The organism is Desulfosudis oleivorans Hxd3 (genome assembly GCF_000018405.1).
Classification (GTDB): Bacteria; Desulfobacterota; Desulfobacteria; order Desulfobacterales; family Desulfosudaceae; genus Desulfosudis; species Desulfosudis oleivorans.
Map to the genome: position 1 here is coordinate 2689107 of NC_009943.1, position 17447 is coordinate 2706553.

19 protein-coding genes and 2 tRNA genes are annotated in these 17447 nt (G+C 59.0%); 10 read left to right on the forward strand and 11 right to left on the reverse strand.

Annotation, left to right across the window (positions count from 1 at the left end):
* Positions 1 to 6: 6 nt before the first annotated feature.
* A complete protein-coding gene (locus DOLE_RS11390; RefSeq protein ID WP_012175632.1) occupies positions 7 to 1146 on the reverse strand; it encodes a M20/M25/M40 family metallo-hydrolase in 1140 nt (379 codons plus the stop codon).
* 89 nt (positions 1147 to 1235) lie between these two features.
* Between DOLE_RS11390 and DOLE_RS11395 the strand changes: the two genes are divergently transcribed.
* The 9 genes from DOLE_RS11395 to folE2 all read left to right on the forward strand — a co-directional run bounded on the left by DOLE_RS11395 (position 1236) and on the right by folE2 (position 7804).
* Positions 1236 to 1333: transfer RNA gene (locus DOLE_RS11395), tRNA-Sec, on the forward strand.
* 184 nt (positions 1334 to 1517) lie between these two features.
* On the forward strand, positions 1518 to 2192 hold the full coding sequence (locus tag DOLE_RS11400; protein WP_012175633.1) for a phosphatidylserine decarboxylase family protein: 675 nt from the start codon (positions 1518 to 1520) through the stop codon (positions 2190 to 2192).
* Positions 2189 to 3028, forward strand: coding sequence for a CDP-diacylglycerol--serine O-phosphatidyltransferase (gene pssA, locus DOLE_RS11405; RefSeq protein ID WP_012175634.1), 840 nt, complete (start codon positions 2189 to 2191; stop codon positions 3026 to 3028). The genes DOLE_RS11400 and pssA overlap by 4 nt, the downstream gene beginning before the upstream one ends.
* 97 nt (positions 3029 to 3125) lie before the next feature.
* Complete coding sequence (locus DOLE_RS11410) at positions 3126 to 4193, forward strand: 3-isopropylmalate dehydrogenase (RefSeq protein WP_012175635.1); 1068 nt, start codon at positions 3126 to 3128, stop codon at positions 4191 to 4193.
* Between the two features lie 20 nt (positions 4194 to 4213).
* The gene (locus DOLE_RS11415) at positions 4214 to 5236 is read left to right on the forward strand and encodes an aspartate-semialdehyde dehydrogenase (RefSeq protein ID WP_012175636.1); all 1023 of its coding nucleotides are present in this window, start codon (positions 4214 to 4216) and stop codon (positions 5234 to 5236) included.
* Between the two features lie 35 nt (positions 5237 to 5271).
* Positions 5272 to 5766, forward strand: coding sequence for a transcription elongation factor GreA (gene greA / locus DOLE_RS11420; RefSeq protein ID WP_012175637.1), 495 nt, complete (start codon positions 5272 to 5274; stop codon positions 5764 to 5766).
* A 17-nt stretch (positions 5767 to 5783) separates the two neighbouring features.
* The gene (gene rpoZ / locus DOLE_RS18610; RefSeq protein WP_232362701.1) at positions 5784 to 6164 is read left to right on the forward strand and encodes a DNA-directed RNA polymerase subunit omega; all 381 of its coding nucleotides are present in this window, start codon (positions 5784 to 5786) and stop codon (positions 6162 to 6164) included.
* Positions 6165 to 6225: 61 nt separating this feature from the next.
* Entirely contained in the window at positions 6226 to 6915 is a 690-nt protein-coding gene (locus DOLE_RS11430; protein WP_332306747.1) for an ATP-binding protein, read from the forward strand.
* Between the two features lie 106 nt (positions 6916 to 7021).
* Complete coding sequence (gene folE2, locus DOLE_RS11435) at positions 7022 to 7804, forward strand: GTP cyclohydrolase FolE2 (RefSeq protein ID WP_012175640.1); 783 nt, start codon at positions 7022 to 7024, stop codon at positions 7802 to 7804.
* Here folE2 and DOLE_RS11440 read toward each other — a convergent pair.
* The 10 genes from DOLE_RS11440 to DOLE_RS11485 form a co-directional block, all read right to left on the reverse strand.
* Positions 7794 to 9062: a D-alanyl-D-alanine carboxypeptidase/D-alanyl-D-alanine-endopeptidase gene (locus DOLE_RS11440; protein ID WP_167320875.1), complete on the reverse strand. Its 1269-nt coding sequence runs from the start codon at positions 9060 to 9062 to the stop codon at positions 7794 to 7796. The genes folE2 and DOLE_RS11440 overlap by 11 nt on opposite strands.
* A 25-nt stretch (positions 9063 to 9087) precedes the next feature.
* Entirely contained in the window at positions 9088 to 10515 is a 1428-nt protein-coding gene (locus tag DOLE_RS11445) for an aminopeptidase (protein WP_012175642.1), read from the reverse strand.
* Positions 10516 to 10698: 183 nt separating this feature from the next.
* Entirely contained in the window at positions 10699 to 11139 is a 441-nt protein-coding gene (gene dtd / locus DOLE_RS11450) for a D-aminoacyl-tRNA deacylase (RefSeq protein ID WP_012175643.1), read from the reverse strand.
* 85 nt (positions 11140 to 11224) lie between these two features.
* Positions 11225 to 11674: a type II 3-dehydroquinate dehydratase gene (gene aroQ / locus DOLE_RS11455; RefSeq protein WP_012175644.1), complete on the reverse strand. Its 450-nt coding sequence runs from the start codon at positions 11672 to 11674 to the stop codon at positions 11225 to 11227.
* Between the two features lie 8 nt (positions 11675 to 11682).
* Positions 11683 to 12342 (reverse strand): ribulose-phosphate 3-epimerase, encoded by a 660-nt coding sequence (rpe, locus tag DOLE_RS11460; protein WP_012175645.1) that lies wholly within the window; start codon positions 12340 to 12342, stop codon positions 11683 to 11685.
* Positions 12343 to 12384: 42 nt separating this feature from the next.
* Entirely contained in the window at positions 12385 to 13356 is a 972-nt protein-coding gene (locus DOLE_RS11465; RefSeq protein ID WP_012175646.1) for a PASTA domain-containing protein, read from the reverse strand.
* Positions 13349 to 14755, reverse strand: coding sequence for a 16S rRNA (cytosine(967)-C(5))-methyltransferase RsmB (rsmB, locus tag DOLE_RS11470; RefSeq protein WP_012175647.1), 1407 nt, complete (start codon positions 14753 to 14755; stop codon positions 13349 to 13351). The genes DOLE_RS11465 and rsmB overlap by 8 nt, the downstream gene beginning before the upstream one ends.
* On the reverse strand, positions 14748 to 15689 hold the full coding sequence (gene fmt, locus DOLE_RS11475; RefSeq protein ID WP_012175648.1) for a methionyl-tRNA formyltransferase: 942 nt from the start codon (positions 15687 to 15689) through the stop codon (positions 14748 to 14750). Before fmt ends, rsmB begins: the two co-directional genes overlap by 8 nt.
* Positions 15674 to 16195, reverse strand: a complete 522-nt coding sequence (gene def, locus DOLE_RS11480) for a peptide deformylase (RefSeq protein ID WP_012175649.1) — start codon at positions 16193 to 16195, stop codon at positions 15674 to 15676. The genes fmt and def overlap by 16 nt, the downstream gene beginning before the upstream one ends.
* A gap of 43 nt (positions 16196 to 16238) precedes the next feature.
* Positions 16239 to 17171, reverse strand: a complete 933-nt coding sequence (locus DOLE_RS11485; RefSeq protein ID WP_041280529.1) for a bifunctional riboflavin kinase/FAD synthetase — start codon at positions 17169 to 17171, stop codon at positions 16239 to 16241.
* A gap of 135 nt (positions 17172 to 17306) precedes the next feature.
* Between DOLE_RS11485 and DOLE_RS11490 the strand changes: the two genes are divergently transcribed.
* Positions 17307 to 17393 (forward strand) — tRNA-Leu (locus DOLE_RS11490).
* Positions 17394 to 17447: the final 54 nt, after the last annotated feature.

Sequence of the window (17447 nt, forward strand, 5' to 3'; positions counted from 1 at the left end):
TCTCCCCTATTGCACCGACCACTGCCGGATGATCTCCACCAGGAGTTCGGCGGCCCGGGCCATGTCGTCTACGGCAACGGTTTCGCGCACGGTGTGCATGTCTTTCATGCCGGTGCCCAGAATGGCCGCGGTGATTCCCTGCTGAAAAAAGATGTTGGCGTCCGACCCGCCGCCGGAGGTCTTTTCTTTCAGGTCCACGCCGATTTGGGACGCGGCGTTCATGGCGGTGCGCACCACCTTGTGGTCCGGCCCGATGAACAGGCTTTTAAAATCGTTTTCCACCTCGATATCCACAAAGGGCAGGCCGGGGTAGCACGATGTGGCGGCCTGGGCTTCGGCGGTCTCTTTAAACACGGAAACAATATGATCGGTAAGGTCGGCCAGCTTCTGGTCGCTGTGACTGCGGGCCTCGCCCTTAATGGTTACTACCGGCGGAACGATGTTGGTGGCGATGCCGCCCTGGATCAGGCCGATGTTGAACGTGGTGTCCGCGTCCACCCGGCCGGGAGAAAGCTTTGCCAGGGCTTTTGCCGCCACGGCAATGGCGTTGATGCCATCTTCGGGATGGGCCCCGGCATGGGCGTCTTTTCCCTGCACCACAAAACTGAACTTGTTGGCTGCCGGGGCCCGGGTCACGATGCCCGCCGTGTCCGAGGCGTCCAGCACATAACCATTTTTCGCGGAAAAGAGGCTTGTGTCCAGGTGCTTGGCCCCTACCAGGCCGATCTCCTCGCACACGGTGATCACCAGGTCGATGGGACAGACCGGCCCCCCCTGGTCGCTGGTCACGCGCAGGGCCTCGGCAATGATGGCAAGCGCGCTCTTGTCATCAGCCCCCAGAATGGTATCGCCCCGGCTGGAAAACACGCCGTCTGTCAGCACGGGATCAATGCCCTGCCCCGGCGCCACCGTGTCCATATGGGCGGAGAGCAGAAGGGGTTCGATGCCCGGAGCACCGGCAAACCGGACCACCAGGTTGCCGCTGTTGCCGCCTATGCCGGCGGCGGCATCGTCTATTTCCGGGACGCCGCCCATGTCCTGGAACAGGTCGGCCAGAAACGCGCACACTGCCTTTTCATTTTTTGATTCACTGTCGATTTTTACCAGGGACACAAAGGTGTCGGTCAGTCTTTTTCTGTTGATCATGGAGGACACTCCCAAACCGATTCGGCGCCGCTTGATGCAAAATCTTGTTGACTTGTCCGGCGCCAGTCATTAGCCTTATCAACGGATGCGGAAGTGCGCAGCGTTCTGGTGATGCTCCCGGACTTCAAATCCGGTGTGGGGCGCTAACACCGTCCCGGGTGGGTTCGATTCCCATGCACTTCCGCCATATGTTTTCCCGTATTCTTAACATTGTACCCCGGCCGGGTAAAGCAAAAACACCGTCGGCCGTTTCATGCGAATAGACGTGAGGGCCATCGGCGCCGGGCATTAAATATATTGACAATACAGGCGATCTTTGTTACACATACGACTGTACATAACCATTATAAAAGGGACCAAAGAGCCTTAAAATGAGCCAATACAAGTGGGCTGATCCGCCGTCCCGGTCTGCATTTCCCATTGCCAGGCCGGGATATCCATTTATAGGGGCCGGTGCGTTTGTGACCGCTGTTTTCGCGCTGGCCGGGTTTTCAACCCTGTCGGTAACCGGGCTTCTGGTCACCGGCTTTATCTGCTGGTTCTTCCGGGATCCGGACCGGATCATTCCGGATGAAAAGAACGCGGTGGTGTCGCCGGCGGACGGCAAGATCGTCACGGCAACGCTGGTTGAAAACAGCCCCCTGGGAAAGGAAAAATGCCTGAAAATCAGTATTTTCATGTCGGTTTTCAACGTACATGTCAACCGGATCCCCTTTGCCGGGAAGATAACGAAAATACTGTATTACCCGGGAAAATTCTTCTCGGCCAACCTGGACAAGGCGTCTGCCGAGAACGAGCACAACGCCGTGTTTCTGCACACCGAAACCGGCAAGGACATCTGTTTTGTGCAGATTGCCGGGCTGGTGGCGCGGCGGATTATATGCAATGTCTACGAAGGAGACCAGTTGGAGCGGGGGCAGCGGTTCGGCATGATCTGCTTCGGCTCGCGGCTTGATGTTTACCTGCCGGCCGGCACCTCCCTGAATGTATCGATCGGGGACAAGGTGGCCGCCGGTGCATCCATTCTGGCATATTTGAAATCATGAAAAAAAGACACATTGAAAAAGAAAAACTGCGCAGGAGCATCTATCTGCTGCCCAACCTGTTTACCACGTTAAACCTGTTCTGCGGGTTTCTGGCCATTATCGCCGCCATAGAAGGCCGGTTTGAAAACAGCGCGTTTTTGATTCTCGGCGGCATGGTGTTTGATATTCTGGACGGCAAAACCGCCCGGCTCACCAAAACCACCAGCCGGTTCGGTATTGAATACGACTCCCTGGCCGACCTGATCACCTTCGGCCTGGCGCCGGGTATTCTGGCCTACCTGTGGGCCTTTCAGCCTCTGGGGAAACTGGGATGGCTGGCGGCCCTGATCTTTATGACGTGCGGAGCCCTTCGCCTGGCCCGCTTCAACACCCACGTGGATGTGGCCGACTCTTCGGTGTTTACCGGGCTGCCCATTCCCGGAGCGGCCGGCATGACCGCCACCAGCGTGCTGTTCATCATGAAGGTCACCAACGGCGCGGGCCCAGGCCCCTATGCCACGGTTCTGCTGCTGGGGGCCATGTTTGCGCTGGCCTTTCTCATGGTCAGCAATATTCCCTACACCAGTTTTAAGAAGGCGCCGCCCGTTCTGGTGAGGGCGAACAACTTCAACATCCTGGTTATTGCCGTGCTGATGCTGGTGTTTATTGTCCAGGAACCGGTGGTGGCCCTCTTCACGCTGGGGGCGCTGTATGTCTCTTTCGGTCCGGCCCGCGCCGTCCGCCGCCTCTTTTCCAGAGACGGCCGGCACACGGAGGATGACGCGGCCGACGACCTGCTGATCGAAACCGATGCCGCCGATTCGGACGAGGAAGAGCATAGCCCATACCACATCTGATTCTCACCACATTCACCGTCATGCAACAAAACAGAAGCGCCTGCCGGTATCGGCGGGTCAATGATATTTATTTATTAACCTGTTAAGGAAGGAAACCATGGGAAAAAGTTACAACATCGCGGTCATACCGGGAGACGGCACCGGCCCGGAAGTGGTGGCCGAAGGGGTGAAGGTGCTCAACGCCGCCGCCGCCCGGTTCGGCTTCAACCTTGACTACACCGATTATTCGCTGGGCGGTGAACACTACAAGGCCACCGGCGAAATCCTGAACGACGACACCATCGACCGGCTCAAGAAAGCGGACGCCATCTTTCTGGGCGCCATCGGCCATCCCGACGTCAAGCCCGGCATCCTGGAAAAGGGCCTGCTGCTCAAACTTCGATTCACCTGCGACCAGTACATCAACCTCCGGCCGGTACGGCTGTACGAAGGGGTCTATACACCCCTGAAAGACAAGACACCGGCGGATATCGATTTTACCGTTGTTCGGGAAAACACCGAAGGGCTTTATGCCGGGGCCGGTGGCTTTCTGAAGTACGGTACCCCGGACGAGGTGGCCATTCAGGAATCGATCAACACGCGAAAAGGGGTGGAGCGGTGCATCCGGTTCGCCTTTGAATACACCCGCAACCGGAACAAACGAAAAAAGCTGACCCTGTGCGGCAAGACCAACGTGCTGACCTTTGCCTTTGACCTGTGGGAGCGGACCTTTCACGATGTGGCAAAAGAGTATCCGGATATCGAGACCGACTACGCCCACGTGGACGCCATCTGCATGTGGATGGTGAAAAACCCGGAGTGGTTTGACGTGATCGTGACCGACAACATGTTCGGCGATATCATCACCGACCTGGGCGCCATGATTCAGGGCGGCATGGGCGTGGCCGCCGGCGGCAACATCAACCCCGAGGGGGTCTCCATGTTCGAGCCCATCGGCGGATCAGCCCCCAAGTACACCGGCCTGGGCGTGATCAACCCCATTGCCGCCATCATGGCCGGCAGCCTGATGCTGGAACACCTGGGCGAGAGCGCGGCCGCGGACGCCATTGAGCAGGCCGCGATGACCGCCATCAAAAAAGACTTGAAGAGTGTGGAAGCCAGAAAAATGGGCATGAGCACCGCGGAAGTGGGCGCCCGGGTGGCCGCCTATGTGGCTCAATCTTAAAAAAGGAAAAGAGAGGAGACATGGCTGAAAAATCATACAACGTAGCGGTGGCCGGCGCCACTGGTGTTGTGGGCGGCCAGATGCTGGCCTGCCTTGAAGAACGAAACTTTCCGATCAAATCCATCAAGATGCTGGCATCCAGCCGGTCGGTGGGGAAAAAGTTGAGGTTCAAAGGGGAAGACGTCCCCGTGGAGGAGCTGACCGAGGAGTCCTTCAAGGACGTGGATATCGCCTTTTTCTCGGCCGGCGGCGGGCCCAGCAAGAAGTTCGCCCCTATCGCGGCCCAGGACGGGTGCGTGGTGATCGACAACTCCAAGACATGGCGCATGGACCCGGACATTCCCCTGGTGGTGCCGGAGGTCAATCCCCATGCCGTGGCCGGTTATTCCAAAAAGGGCATCATCGCCAACCCCAACTGTTCAACGATCCAGATGGTGGTGGCCCTGGCGCCCATTCACAAAAAGGCCCGCATCAAACGCATCGTGGTCTGTACCTACCAGGCGGTGTCGGGCACGGGCAAGGCGGCCATTGACGAGCTGCTCCACCAGAGCCGGGCGATTCTGGACAACGCCTCTTTTGAAAAAAAGGTGTATCCACATCAGATCGCCTTCAACTGCCTGCCCCATATCGGCTCGTTCCTGGAAACCGGATACACCGATGAAGAGATGAAGATGGTCAACGAGACCCGCAAAATCATGGAAGACGACACCATCATGGTGTCCGCCACCACCATTCGGGTGCCGGTTCTCTACAGCCATTCGGAAGCGGTGAACGTCGAGACCGAAACCCCCATCTCACCGGAAGAGGTGCGGGAGCTTATGAAAAACGCGCCCGGTGTGAAGGTGGTGGACGACCCTGGGGCCAACATTTATCCCATGGCCATCGACGCTGCCGGCATAGACGAAACCCTGGTGGGCCGGATTCGAAAAGATGTTTCGGTACCCAACGGCATCGATATGTGGGTTGTGGCCGACAACATTCGAAAGGGCGCAGCCACCAACGCCATCCAGATCGGCGAGATTCTGATCCGGGACTATTTCTAAAACCACCCGTGCACCCGCCTGAAAATACCGGGCGGATGCACCTTTTCGCGGAGGCAGTAGTGGTAGAAACCATTCCGATTACCCGACAGGGGTATGAAAAGCTCAACCAGGAGCTGAGTCGTCTCAAGGCCGTTGAGCGACCGGCCAACATTCGGGCCATTGAAGAGGCCCGGGCCCACGGTGACCTTTCCGAAAACGCCGAGTTCCACGCGGCCAAAGAGAAACAGGGGTTCATCGAGGGCCGCATCAACGACCTGGAGCACAAGCTGGCCAGCGCCAACATCATCGACCCGTCCACCCTGACAAAGGACCGGGCCGTGTTCGGCTGCACCATCCGGCTGGAGAGCATTGACACGGGTGATGAAGTGGAGTATCAACTGGTCGGCCCGGATGAGTCCAACATCGACAACGGGCTTATTTCCGTGACCTCCCCCCTGGGAAAGGCGATTCTGGGAAAGGTGCCCGGCGATGAGGTGGTGCTTCAGGCCCCGGGCGGCAAACGGAGTTATGAACTCATAGAAATTCGATAATCCATGGAGGATAAAAAATGGCACGAATCACGGTGGAAGACTGTCTGCGCAAGGTACCGTCCCGTTTCGAGCTGGTTCACCTGGCGGCCCAGCGGGTGCGCCAGATACGGGAAGGCTCTGAATACCTGGTCATCTCTCCCAAAAACGAAGACATTGTGGTGGCCCTGCGGGAGATCGCCGCGGGCAAGATCACCCAGGAGAACATGGCCGCGGCCCTGGCGTCCGGTTTTTTCAAGGCAGACGCCTTTGAAAATGACGGCATCAGCGAGGAAATCGCCGAAGAAATGACCCGGAACATGAATGAAGGCGCCGGGCTGGCCGACAGCGGCCTGGAAACCCGGGAGGATGAAGACCTTGAAGCGGACGGGGACGAAGGCGACGACGAAGACGACGCATAGAAGCGGACGACAACGTCCGGCGCCCCCGGAAGACCGGAGTTACAAGGTTCTCAACAAGGCAGTGGGCACGGCCCAGCACCGGTACGACATGATCGCCGACGGGGACCGTGTCTGCGTCGGTGTTTCCGGCGGCAAGGACAGCCTCACCCTGTTCTGGTTCCTTTACGAACGGCTCTCCCGAATTCCCATCTCCTATACCCTTTTCCCCTGTTACGTCGATCCCGGATTTGAAGACGGTTTTGGCGGTGTGCTGCAGGATTTTTTCGCGCAAACCGGGTGGCCCCCCCTGCGGGTGGAGTCCACCGACTGCGGTATCGTGGCGCACAGCGACGCCAACAGGGAAAACCCCTGTTTTCTCTGCTCCCGGCTGCGAAGAAAACGACTGTTTGAAGTATCGGCCGAACTGGACTGCAACAAGCTGGCCCTGGGCCATCACAAGGACGACATCATCGAGTCCCTGTTTATCAACATGTGCTATGCCGGTGAAATCAGCCTGATGAAACCGTTTCTCCCCATGTTCGGCGGCAAGGTCACCCTGGTCCGGCCCCTGGCGCTTGCCGATGAAAAGGATATTCAGCGGTTTGCCGGCCATCTGCGTTTTCCGGAATTCAAAAACCCCTGCCCTTCGGCTGAAACCTCCAAGCGCAGCGAGATCAAGGCCCTGCTGGAAGCGCTCTACAGGGGCAACAGAAAGGTCAAAGGTAACATCTTCCGGTCCCTGTCCAACGTGAAAACCGATTATTTGTTGTAATTCATCTCCCTCCGGCGTATATAGCAAAAAACGACAACAACGGTAACCACGGCCCGCTGCCCCGGCACCGCGCCTGCACGCGCAATTCGACTGATACAGTATGGAAATGAAAGATATTCAGAAAGAGCGGGATTTTCGCAACATGCCCATTGACAAGGTCGGCATCAAAAACCTCAAATACCCCATCCGGGTACTGGACCGGAAAAACGGCTGCCAGCAGACTGTTGGCACCATCAACATGTATGTGGACCTGCCCCATGAAAGCAAGGGGACCCACATGAGCCGGTTCGTGGAGATGCTCCACATCCTTCAGCCGGAGATATCGCCCAAGACCTTTTCCGTCATTTTAGACCAGATGAAAAAGGACCTGGACGCGGCCTCGGCCCACATGGAAGTCACCTTTCCCTATTTCATCGAAAAAGCGGCGCCGGTGAGCGGCACTCCAGGCTTCATGGAGTACACCTGCAAACTCATGGGCACCAGCCGTGCCGACGGCAGGGTGGACCTTGTCTCTGAAGTGGTGGTGCCCATCTCTTCGGTGTGTCCCTGCTCAAAGGAGATCAGTGACGGCGGCGCCCATAACCAGCGGGGAGAGGTGCGGCTGGCCATCCGGTCCAAAAAGTTCGTCTGGATCGAAGACCTGATTCAGCTGGTGGAAGCGGCTGCCTCCTGCGAACTCTATTCGGTCTTGAAACGGGTGGATGAAAAATGGGTGACGGAAAAGGGATACCAGAACCCCAAGTTCGTGGAAGACATCGTGCGCGACGTGGCCGTGGCCCTGAAAAACGATACCAACATCACCTGGTTTAACATCAGCGTGGAAAACTTCGAGTCCATTCACAACCACAGCGCATACGCCACCATCACCTGCGGCCGGATCAATCCGTAAGCTCTCCCGGCCCTGCCGGGGTCTGCCGGCGATCCGACTCGACACGCTTTCTGATCTCCGGCATGAGCACATCCGCGCTTCTGCCCGGCGTGTTGCTCATCACAACAAACAGGTAGCGCGGCCCGTCTTCATACAGAAAATACCCGGCCCGGGTGTTTACCCCCGACAACGTCCCGGTTTTGTAATACTCGTTACCAAAAACGCGCATTCGCCCGGCATAGGGCTCGAACGCGGCCAGCACACCGGCCATCATGCGGGCAGACATCCGGTTCTCCCGTGACAGGCCCGACCCCTCCACCACTTTCATGCCGTCAATGGCCAGAACCGTTTTCACGTAGTCCTGAACAGCGGCCACCCCCCTGGCCAGGTCGGCGGGCGGGCCGTAAGCCTTTGCGCCACAGGCCAGCAGCAGCTGGTTGGCCGTAAAATTATTGGAATAGCGCAGCAGTTTTTCCACGTTGTCGCCCAGGGCGGATGAAGAGACGTGGGTAAACTCCAGGGTATCCCTGCCCTTTTCCACCCGGCCGCAAGCCACCTTGCCCGATACATGGCACCCGTGTTTTTCCAGAAACCAGGCAAACAGCTCTCCGGCATACAGGGCCGCCGCTGATGCGTCTTCTATAAACGCGACCCTGCCGGAAAAAGGGTCCATTCTTGCAATCCGCCGCCGGGCAAAGTCAAGCAGGGGGGTCTGGGGTTCGGCACTGACATACCGGCCGTCTTTTCGCGTCACATTCACAGTGTTATAATTGGCGCACAGTGCTCCGTTGACAGCGTCATAGGGCTGGGACGATCCGATTTTCCGGCCGGGGACCGCAATGCCGGGGGCAAAAAAAGAGGCGTCCACCAGAATGTCACCCACGGACGGCACCATGGCCGCGATGCGAAATGCGGCCGCCTCTATCTCTTCGGACACCAGGCTGGGATCACCATATCCCTTAATAATCAGGTCGCCGCCGGGGGTTGTGTAAAACTCGGTGATAAAACGAAAATCTTTTCCCAGGATCTCAAACGCGGCCAGGCTGGTGACGATTTTCAGAATAGAGGCCGGCACCAGCAGGGTATCGGGATTTTCGGCAAGCACCACACGGCCGTCGTCCATGCGCTGTACCAGCACACTGTCGCCAGGCTCGAGCAGTTGGGAAAGGGGCCTTTCGGCAAAAGCCGGCGCAAAGGCGACGGTACACAGCACCATGGCCGTTGCCAACACGGCAACGGTCCGCACGGCCCGGGAAAAGCTGAAAGAGTGATATGCCACGCGCCTTTTTCCTGTGATCAACAGATTACTGCCGGTCATCGAAAAACGCTTTGAAGGCTTTGAAGGTCATGTACACATCGGCCTTGCTGGAGAGTTCAAAGGGTGAGTGCATGGAGAGCAGGGCCGGGCCGCAATCCACGATATCCATGCCGTAGGCGGCCAGGAACTTGGCCAGGGTGCCGCCGCCGCCCTGGTCCACCCGGCCCAGCTCACCGGTCTGCCACACGATGCCGGCCCGGTTGAATATCTGCCGTACCCGGCCCACGTATTCGGCACTGGCGTCACTGGACCCGGACTTGCCACCGGAACCGGTGAACTTGGTGATGCAGATACCGTATCCCAGACGGGCCGCGTTGCGCTTTTCATGGACCTCCTGGTAGTCCGGGTCCAGGGCCGCGTTCACGTCCGCGGAAAGGGCCTCTGAAGCGGTGATGGCCTTTCGCAGCACCCGTTCGGAAACCGGTGCGTCCTGTTTTTCAAACAGGTCGGCGATAAAGTCCTCCATGAACCGGGACCGGGCGCCGGAGTTGCCTTCGCTGCCGATCTCCTCCTTGTCGAAAAACAGGGCCACGGCCGTCCGGGGCGGCTTCTTCAGGTCCTGAATCGCGGCCAGGGCCGTGTAGGCGCAAACCCGGTCATCCTGGCCGTAGGCCCCGATCAGGCCGCGGTCAAACCCCACGTCCCTGGCCCTTCCAGCAGGCACCGCCTCCAGCTCGGCGCTGGCAAAATCCTCCTCCACCAGGCCGTACCGGTCAAACAGGTATTTGAGCACGGTAAGCTTGAACCGGTCCTTCTGCTTCTCGTCACCGGCGGGCAGGCTGCCGGCCACCAGGTTGAGTTTTTCGGCCTCAAACACATCAGACAATTTTTTGCTGTTCTGCAGTTTGGCCGCCAGGTGGGGCAGCAGGTCGGCAATGGTGATCACCGGATCAGTTTCCGCCTCGCCGATCTCCACATCAAAGGACCGGCCGTCTTTGCCCACCACTGTTCCGTAAAGGGCCAGGGGCCGGGCCAGCCACTGGTATTTGCGAATGCCGCCGTAGTAGTGGACCTTGAGCATGGCCAGGTCCACCTCTTCGTAAAGGGGGTTCTGCTTGAGGTCCAGTCGGGGCGAGTCCACGTGGGCCGCGATGATCCGCATGCCCTGGTCCAGGGGGGCGCTGCCCACAACCGCGGCGGCCACCGCCTTGTTGCGAAACACCTTGTAGAATTTCCCCTTGCCTTTGGCCCGGCCGTCAATGTCCACAAAGCCGGCGGCGGCCAGGGCCTTCTGAATAACGGTCACAGCCTTTCGCTCGGTTTTGGCATCGTCCAGAAACCGCTTGTAGTTTTCAGCAAAATCAAAGGACTGCCGGGTCTCGGCAGGAGAAAGCGCGTCCCACACCAGGGCGGGCTTCCGAATAGTCTTCTTTGAAAAGGCGTCCAGCTCTTTTTTGCTCATTTGACCTGTCATTCTTTTTCTCCGTATGGCTTTTTTCTTAAGCGTTTTTTTCGTTTTATGTTCTTCGTGCCCTTCGTGTTCTTCGTGCCCTTCGTGTTCTTCGTGTTCTTCGTGTTAAAAAGCAGCCTGCCGGTTCAGTCGGAAGTCATTGTTTTCGATAGCGATACCGATCCCGATACCGATAATAAGGTAGTGTTATTGGCTTTCAATCACAAAGGTTACCGGCCCGTCATTGACCAGGGAGACATCCATCATGGCGCCGAAGGTGCCCGTGGCTGTTGTCAACCCCCTGTTTTTTACCGCCTCGACAAACGCGAGATACAGGGCTTCGGCCTTCCGGGGTTCGGCGGCCTGCACAAAAGAGGGGCGCCGGCCCTTGCGGCAGTCGGCCAGCAGGGTAAACTGGGAAACCACCAGCACGCCCCCGCCGGTATCAATCACCGACCGGTTCATCTTGCCGGCATCATCCTCAAATATGCGCAAGGACGTGATCTTGTTTGCCAGAAACTCGGCATCCTTCTGCTCATCATTGCCGGCCACGCCCAGCAGCACCAGCAGGCCCGGTCCGATGCTTCCCACCACGTGCCCGTCCACGGTGACGGAACTCTTTTGAACCCGCTGAATCACCGCGCGCATGCCTGCCCCTCGACACAAAACCGGCTGAAAAGCCGGAACAAAAAATTACACCTGGTCGCCATGATCGGTCCGCCGCTGGTTTCAATCAGATCAGCCCGGCCATGGCCTGGACGGCCAGAAGATAGCCGGCCTTGCCGAACCCGGCGATCTGTCCCACGGCCACGTCAGCCACCATGGAGGTGTGCCGGAACGGTTCCCGGCGATAGATGTTGGAAAGGTGAACCTCCACTATAGGAATGGAAAGCAGGAGAAGGGCGTCCCGAATGGCGATGCTGGTATGGGTGAAGGCGGCGGGGTTGATGATCACTCCGTGAACGTCACCATCCACCAGGGTTTGAATCTTTTCCACGATAGCCGACTCGCTGTTGGACTGAAAGCTCTCCACGACAACCCCGTGCTCAGCGCCGCGATTTTTGACCGCGGTGTCAATGTCGGCCAGCGTCTGGCTGCCATAGGTTTCCGGCTCCCGCAGCCCGAGCATGTTCAGGTTGGGACCGTGAATGACCAGGACCTTTTTTTTGACCGGACGCGCCATTTTGCCCCCTATGCCTCATTTGCCAGCTTGCGAAGCGTGGCGATGGTGGTTTTGTAATTGCTGCTGCCGAACACGGCCGACCCGGCCACAAACACGTCGGTACCGGCCGCGGATACGTCCCTGATGGTTTTTTCGTTTACCCCGCCATCCACCTGAATCTGGGTGGCCAGCCCCCGCTCGGTGATGCGCTGCTTGAGTGCCCGGACCTTGTCCAGGGAATTGGGTATAAACTGCTGGCCCCCGAAGCCGGGATTCACGCTCATGATCACCACCAGGTCCAGGTCGTCCAGCACCCAGTCCAGGACGCTCAACGGCGTGGAGGGGTTTAAGGCCACGCCGGCCCTGGCACCCAGCCCCTTGATCAACTGAATAGTGCGGTTCAGGTGGACACTGGCCTCGGCGTGAACGGCCACCAGGTCGGCCCCGGCCTGAACGAATTCCGCCACGTAGCGTTCCGGCTCCATGATCATCAGGTGGGCATCCACCGGCAGGCTGGTGACACTCCGGACCGCCTTGACCACCAGCGGGCCGATGGTGATGTTGGGCACATACCGGCCGTCCATCACATCCACGTGAATCCAGTCGGCGCCGGCCGCCTCAACCGCCATCACCTCATCGCCCAGCCGGGCAAAATCAGCCGACAGTATCGACGGCGCAATCAGTTTCATCAGTTGATCTCCTTAATTTCCATTTTCACGGCCCGCTGGGCCTTACCAGCTTTCAAACACCTCTGTTTTCACCAGCTTTCCGTCTTCATACACCAGCACCGTGGCCTCCTGGTGGGCCGGAATAAAGGCCCACACCTCGGAACCCGGTTCCCGGAACTCGTCAATCAGGTCAAAAGAGGTGCCCATACAGTTGAGTTTCACATTAATATGCCTGTTTAGAAAACCGTTTGCAAGCCTGTACCGGGAAACCCGTATCCCTCCCCCACCCTGAAGCAACCGGCTCCCCTCCTCCGCATTCACCCGATTGATCACCAGATCGACCCGGCTGCCTTCGAGAACACGTGCCCCCGGCTCGGGGACCTGGCCGACAACAGCGTTCCTGGGAGCCGTATCCCGCACCTCGAAACGAATCTCTCCGGGCAGCAGCCCCAGCAGATCCAGACTGTCGATGGCTTCAGCCAGGGAGTCCCCCGTTATGTCGGGCATCACGTAGGCAACAGGCCGTTTGCCGAGACTGACCAGCAGGTCTACCGGCGTCCCTCTGTTGATCGTGACCCCGGCACCGGGATACTGGGCAATAACGGCCCGGGCCTCGACCCCGGCAGCGTGGGCCTCGGACAAAACCCCCCGGGCCAGTCCATTTTCCTCTATCACGATGCGAACATGGTCCAGGCCCATGCCCCGAAGATCCGGCATGAGCACCTCTTTGTTACCCCTGGAAATAATGATGCTGACGCTGCGGCCCTGCTTGATTCGGGCACCGGGTTCAGGGTCCTGCCAGATCACGTGGTACTTGGGCACGGTGGCGCTGTAGTCCGACGCCTTGACCCGGCTGCTCAGCCCCAGCCCGGTGAGCATCTCAAGGCCGTAAGCCACGTTTCGGCCGGTGATGTCAGGTACCACAACCGTCTCCTCCGATGCCACCAGAAACACAAAGGTCAGGTAGACGCTGGCACCGGCGCCCAGGGCCATGACCACAAAAAGAACCGACAGCTTTAAGAGTTGCTTAACCATTTTTTTTCAGGCGCACACCAAAAAATCCGTCCATGCCGTGGCGCCAGGGAAATGTCCGGAAAAAGCCCGGGTCGTCTGTAAACCCGGCCACCGCCGGAACATCGGCCGCCACGCCTGTATCTATAGCAAAATCGGGCCGCCTCTTCAAAAAGGACTGCACCACGGCGTCGTTTTCCTCGGGCTCCATGCTGCAGACGGCATAGACCAAAAGCCCGCCGTCACGCACATGATCGGCCAGGTTGGTCAGCATGGCGATCTGGTCGTTCTGCAGCCGCGCCAGGTCCTGTTCGGAAAGACGCCACTTGGTGTCCGGATTGCGGCGAATTACCCCGGTGCCGGAACAGGGACAGTCGGCCAGCACGCGGTCAAACCCGCCTGCGTCCTTCAACTGTTCCGGGACCAGCATATCCAGGGTCATGGGCCGCACATTGGTGATGCCCAGCCGCGTCATCTCACCGGCAAGCCGCTCCAGCTTTGCCGTGTCCCGGTCCGCCGCCACGATCCGGCCCTGGTTTTCCATGAGCCGGGCCAGATGGCCGGTCTTTCCGCCCAGGCCGGCGCAGGCGTCCAGCACCCGCTGACCGGGCCGGGGATCGGTCAAAAGGCCGATCAGCTGGGCCGCCTCGTCCTGTACCTGGAACCATCCCGCGCCAAAGGCCGTCATCTCATGCACCGGCACTTTTGGAGAGGAAAAACTCACGGCCTCGGGCGCGTGCCGGCCCGGTGTCACGCCCGCCGCCTCCTGGGCAAGGGAGGCGGCCACCTGTTCCGGGGCTGCCCGCAGTCCGTTGACCCGCACCGTGATGGGCGGCACCGTATTCAAAAAATCACATAGTTGCACCGTCTCTTCGATACCGAAGCGGGCGATCCATCGCCGGATCATCCATTCGGGAAACGATTTTGTCACGCAAAGGGCCTGCACCGGGTCTTTGTCCATATCGGGCGGATCCGGCTCACCGGGATGCCGGGTCGAGCTTCGCAGCAGGCCGTTTACAAATCCGGACAGCCGGCCAAGCCCGGCCTGTTTCGACAGATCTACTGAACTGTTGATGGCGGCAAAATCGGGAATTCTGTCCAGAAACCGCAGCTGAAACAGACCGAGCCGCAGAATATTCAGCACCGCCGGATCCATGCGCTGCAGCGGGGTCCTGGAAAAATGGACGATGGTGTAATCCAGGGTGTTGCGCCACCGCAAAACACCGTACACCAGGGTAGTGACAAGGGCCCGGTCCCGCTTTTCCGGAAACGACACCCTGGCCAGCGCCTCATCGGCCACCTGGTCCAGGGTGCGGTGGCCCTTTTCAAGGGCAGTGAGTATGCGAAGGGCAACAGCCCGGGGGTCGGATTTCCTGGCCGCTGTCGGCCGCCTGTTGTCAGCGGGTCGATGGAATTTACGCAAACCGCGTTCCTTCGGCAATGGCATGCCCCCGCAAAAAATCGGCCACATCCATGGGTTTTCCCGCCTCGCCCTGAATGCGGGTGACAACAAGGCCGCCGTCGGCCGTGGCCACCACCAGCTCATCCGGAAAGCGGGTCACCACGGTGCCGGGCGACGCCTTCTTTTCCAGGGTCACCGGCCGGGCTGCCAGAATTTTGTATCGCCGGGTGCCGGTCTCGGTAAAGGCGCCGGGCCAGGGCGTCATGGCGTTGATAAACCGCCGAAGCCGGGCCGAAGGCTGGTTCCAGTCAATCCGGCCATGGGTTTTTTTTAAAAGCGGCGCGAATGTTACCGCCTCCGGGTCCTGGGGCACCGGGGTTGCGGTGCCGCTTTCGATCCGGGCCAGGGTATCGATCAAGACGTCGGCGCCCAGAACAGCCAGCCGGTCATGAAGGTCGGCGGCCGTGTCCTCGTCCGATATCGGGGCTCTGGCAGAAAGAATCATGTCTCCGGAGTCCATGCCCTCGTCCATGAAGATGCTGGTGACCCCGGTCTCTGCTTCCATGCCGGCAATGGCCCACTGAATGGGCGACGGCCCCCGGTAACGGGGCAGCAGGGATGGATGAATGTTCACCGCGCCCAGCGCCGGCAGCTCAAGAACCGCCCGGGGCAGAATTTTTCCATAAGCCACCACCACGAGCAGGTCCGGGGCGATGTTTTTAAGGGTGCGGATAAAGTCGTCGGTGCGGACCGATGCCGGCTGGGCAACGGCCAGGCCCAGTGCTTCGGCCGCCACCTTCACCGGCGGCGGCGCCATCTTGCGGCCCCGGCCCTTGGGCTTGTCCGGCTGGGTCACCACCAGGGGCACATCATACCCATTGTCCGCAAGGGCTTTCAGGCAGGGCACCGCGTAATCCGGGGTTCCCATGAAAACGATTCTCAGGTCTCTTGCCATGCCTGCTTTATTCTTTTCTGCACTTTGCGTTTGTAAAGCTCCCGCTTCAGGCGGCTGGCCCTGTCCAGAATCAGGGTACCGTTGAGGTGATCAATTTCGTGCTGAAGCACAATGGCCTCAAGCCCTTCGGCATCAATGACCAGGGGCCGGCCTTCCCGGTCCACGCCCTCCACCCGGACCGTGGCGGCCCGTTTCACATCGGTACGCAGCTCGGGCACGCTGAGGCACCCCTCCTGTTCGGAGACACACTCGCCGTCGACGGCCACGACCTCGGGATTGATCACCACCCGGAACTGCTGTTTTTCCCGCTGATCCGACACATCGTAAATCACCAGCCGCAGACCGCTGTCCACCTGGACCGCGGCCAGGCCAACGCCCTGGTGGGCATACATGGTCTGGGCCATATCGTCAATGAGCTGTTGCAGCTTGCCGTCGATGTTTGCCACCGGCAGGGCCCCGTCTTTTAAAACATCCGCCGGATAGGTCACGATATCCAGAACTGTCATATCACATATCCTTGTTCATACCCTGCATGCCGCCGGGCCTCTATCAGGCCAGAATCCGCCGGGCCTCGGCCGCATCCACCGCTATCTGCCGTTTAAGCTCATCAATGCCGGAAAACTTTTTCTCATCCCGCAGGCGTTCAATAAAATTGACTCTTATCCGCTGGCCGGTGATCTGTTCGGCAAAATCAAAAATATGGACCTCCACGGTAAACAGGTGATCTTCAAAAGTGGGGCTGTAGCCGATGTTGGCCACGCCCTTCAGTCGCCGTCCTCCGTATTCCACGGTTACCGCGTAGACGCCGTTGGCCGGGCACAGCTCGTCGGTGAGGGCGATGTTGGCCGTGGGAAACCCCAGGGCGCTGCCGCCCCGGCCCCGGCCCGACACAACGGTACCCCGCACCTGGTAGTAACGGCCCAGCAGGTCAAAAGCAACCGCCACATCCCCGGCCATCACGGTTTTCCGTACCGTGGTGCTGCTGATGCGCCCATGGCCCGGCACCGTGTCTACCCAGGGTTCGCATATCACCTCAAAACCCAATTCCTGAGCGTGCTTTTCCAGAAAATCGACGTTTCCTTCCCTGTGTTTGCCAAAGGTATAATCACGGCCCACCACGATTGCCTTCATGCCGATTCGGTGGATCAGTATATCTTTCAGAAACGCCATGGCGCCCAGCGCGGCAAACACCATGGAAAAAGGGATGCAGACAAGGGCGTCTATTCCGTTTGCCGCGATCAGTTCCGCCTTCTGCTCATAGAGGGTGATCCGGGGGGGCGCCGGTGTATTCGGGTGCAGCACCTTGGCGGGATGGGGCTCAAAGGTAACGGCAACCGCTGTGCCGCCGATCTCCCGGGCCTTTTCTTTTACCCTGGCAAAGAGGGCCTGGTGGCCCTTGTGCACACCGTCAAAGTTGCCGATGGTGACCACGGCCCGCTCAAAGGGCCCTTCCAGACTGTCCAGACCTTCGACAACCCGCATTTTAAAACCGCCGCCTTTCATTTTTGATCATGTTTTTGCTTGACACTGTTCCAAAGCTTATATATATAAAAACTTTTTCCGGCAGACGCAATGATTATTATCCGGTAACACTGCGTCTGTTTTTCTCTGATACGTGCCGAAGTGGCGGAATTGGTAGACGCGCTAGGTTCAGGGTCTAGTGGGGGTTTCCTCGTGGGAGTTCAAGTCTCCCCTTCGGCACCATCTTTTTTTTCTGAATTTTCCTTTTTCTGAAAACAGGCGGCATACCTGCCGTGA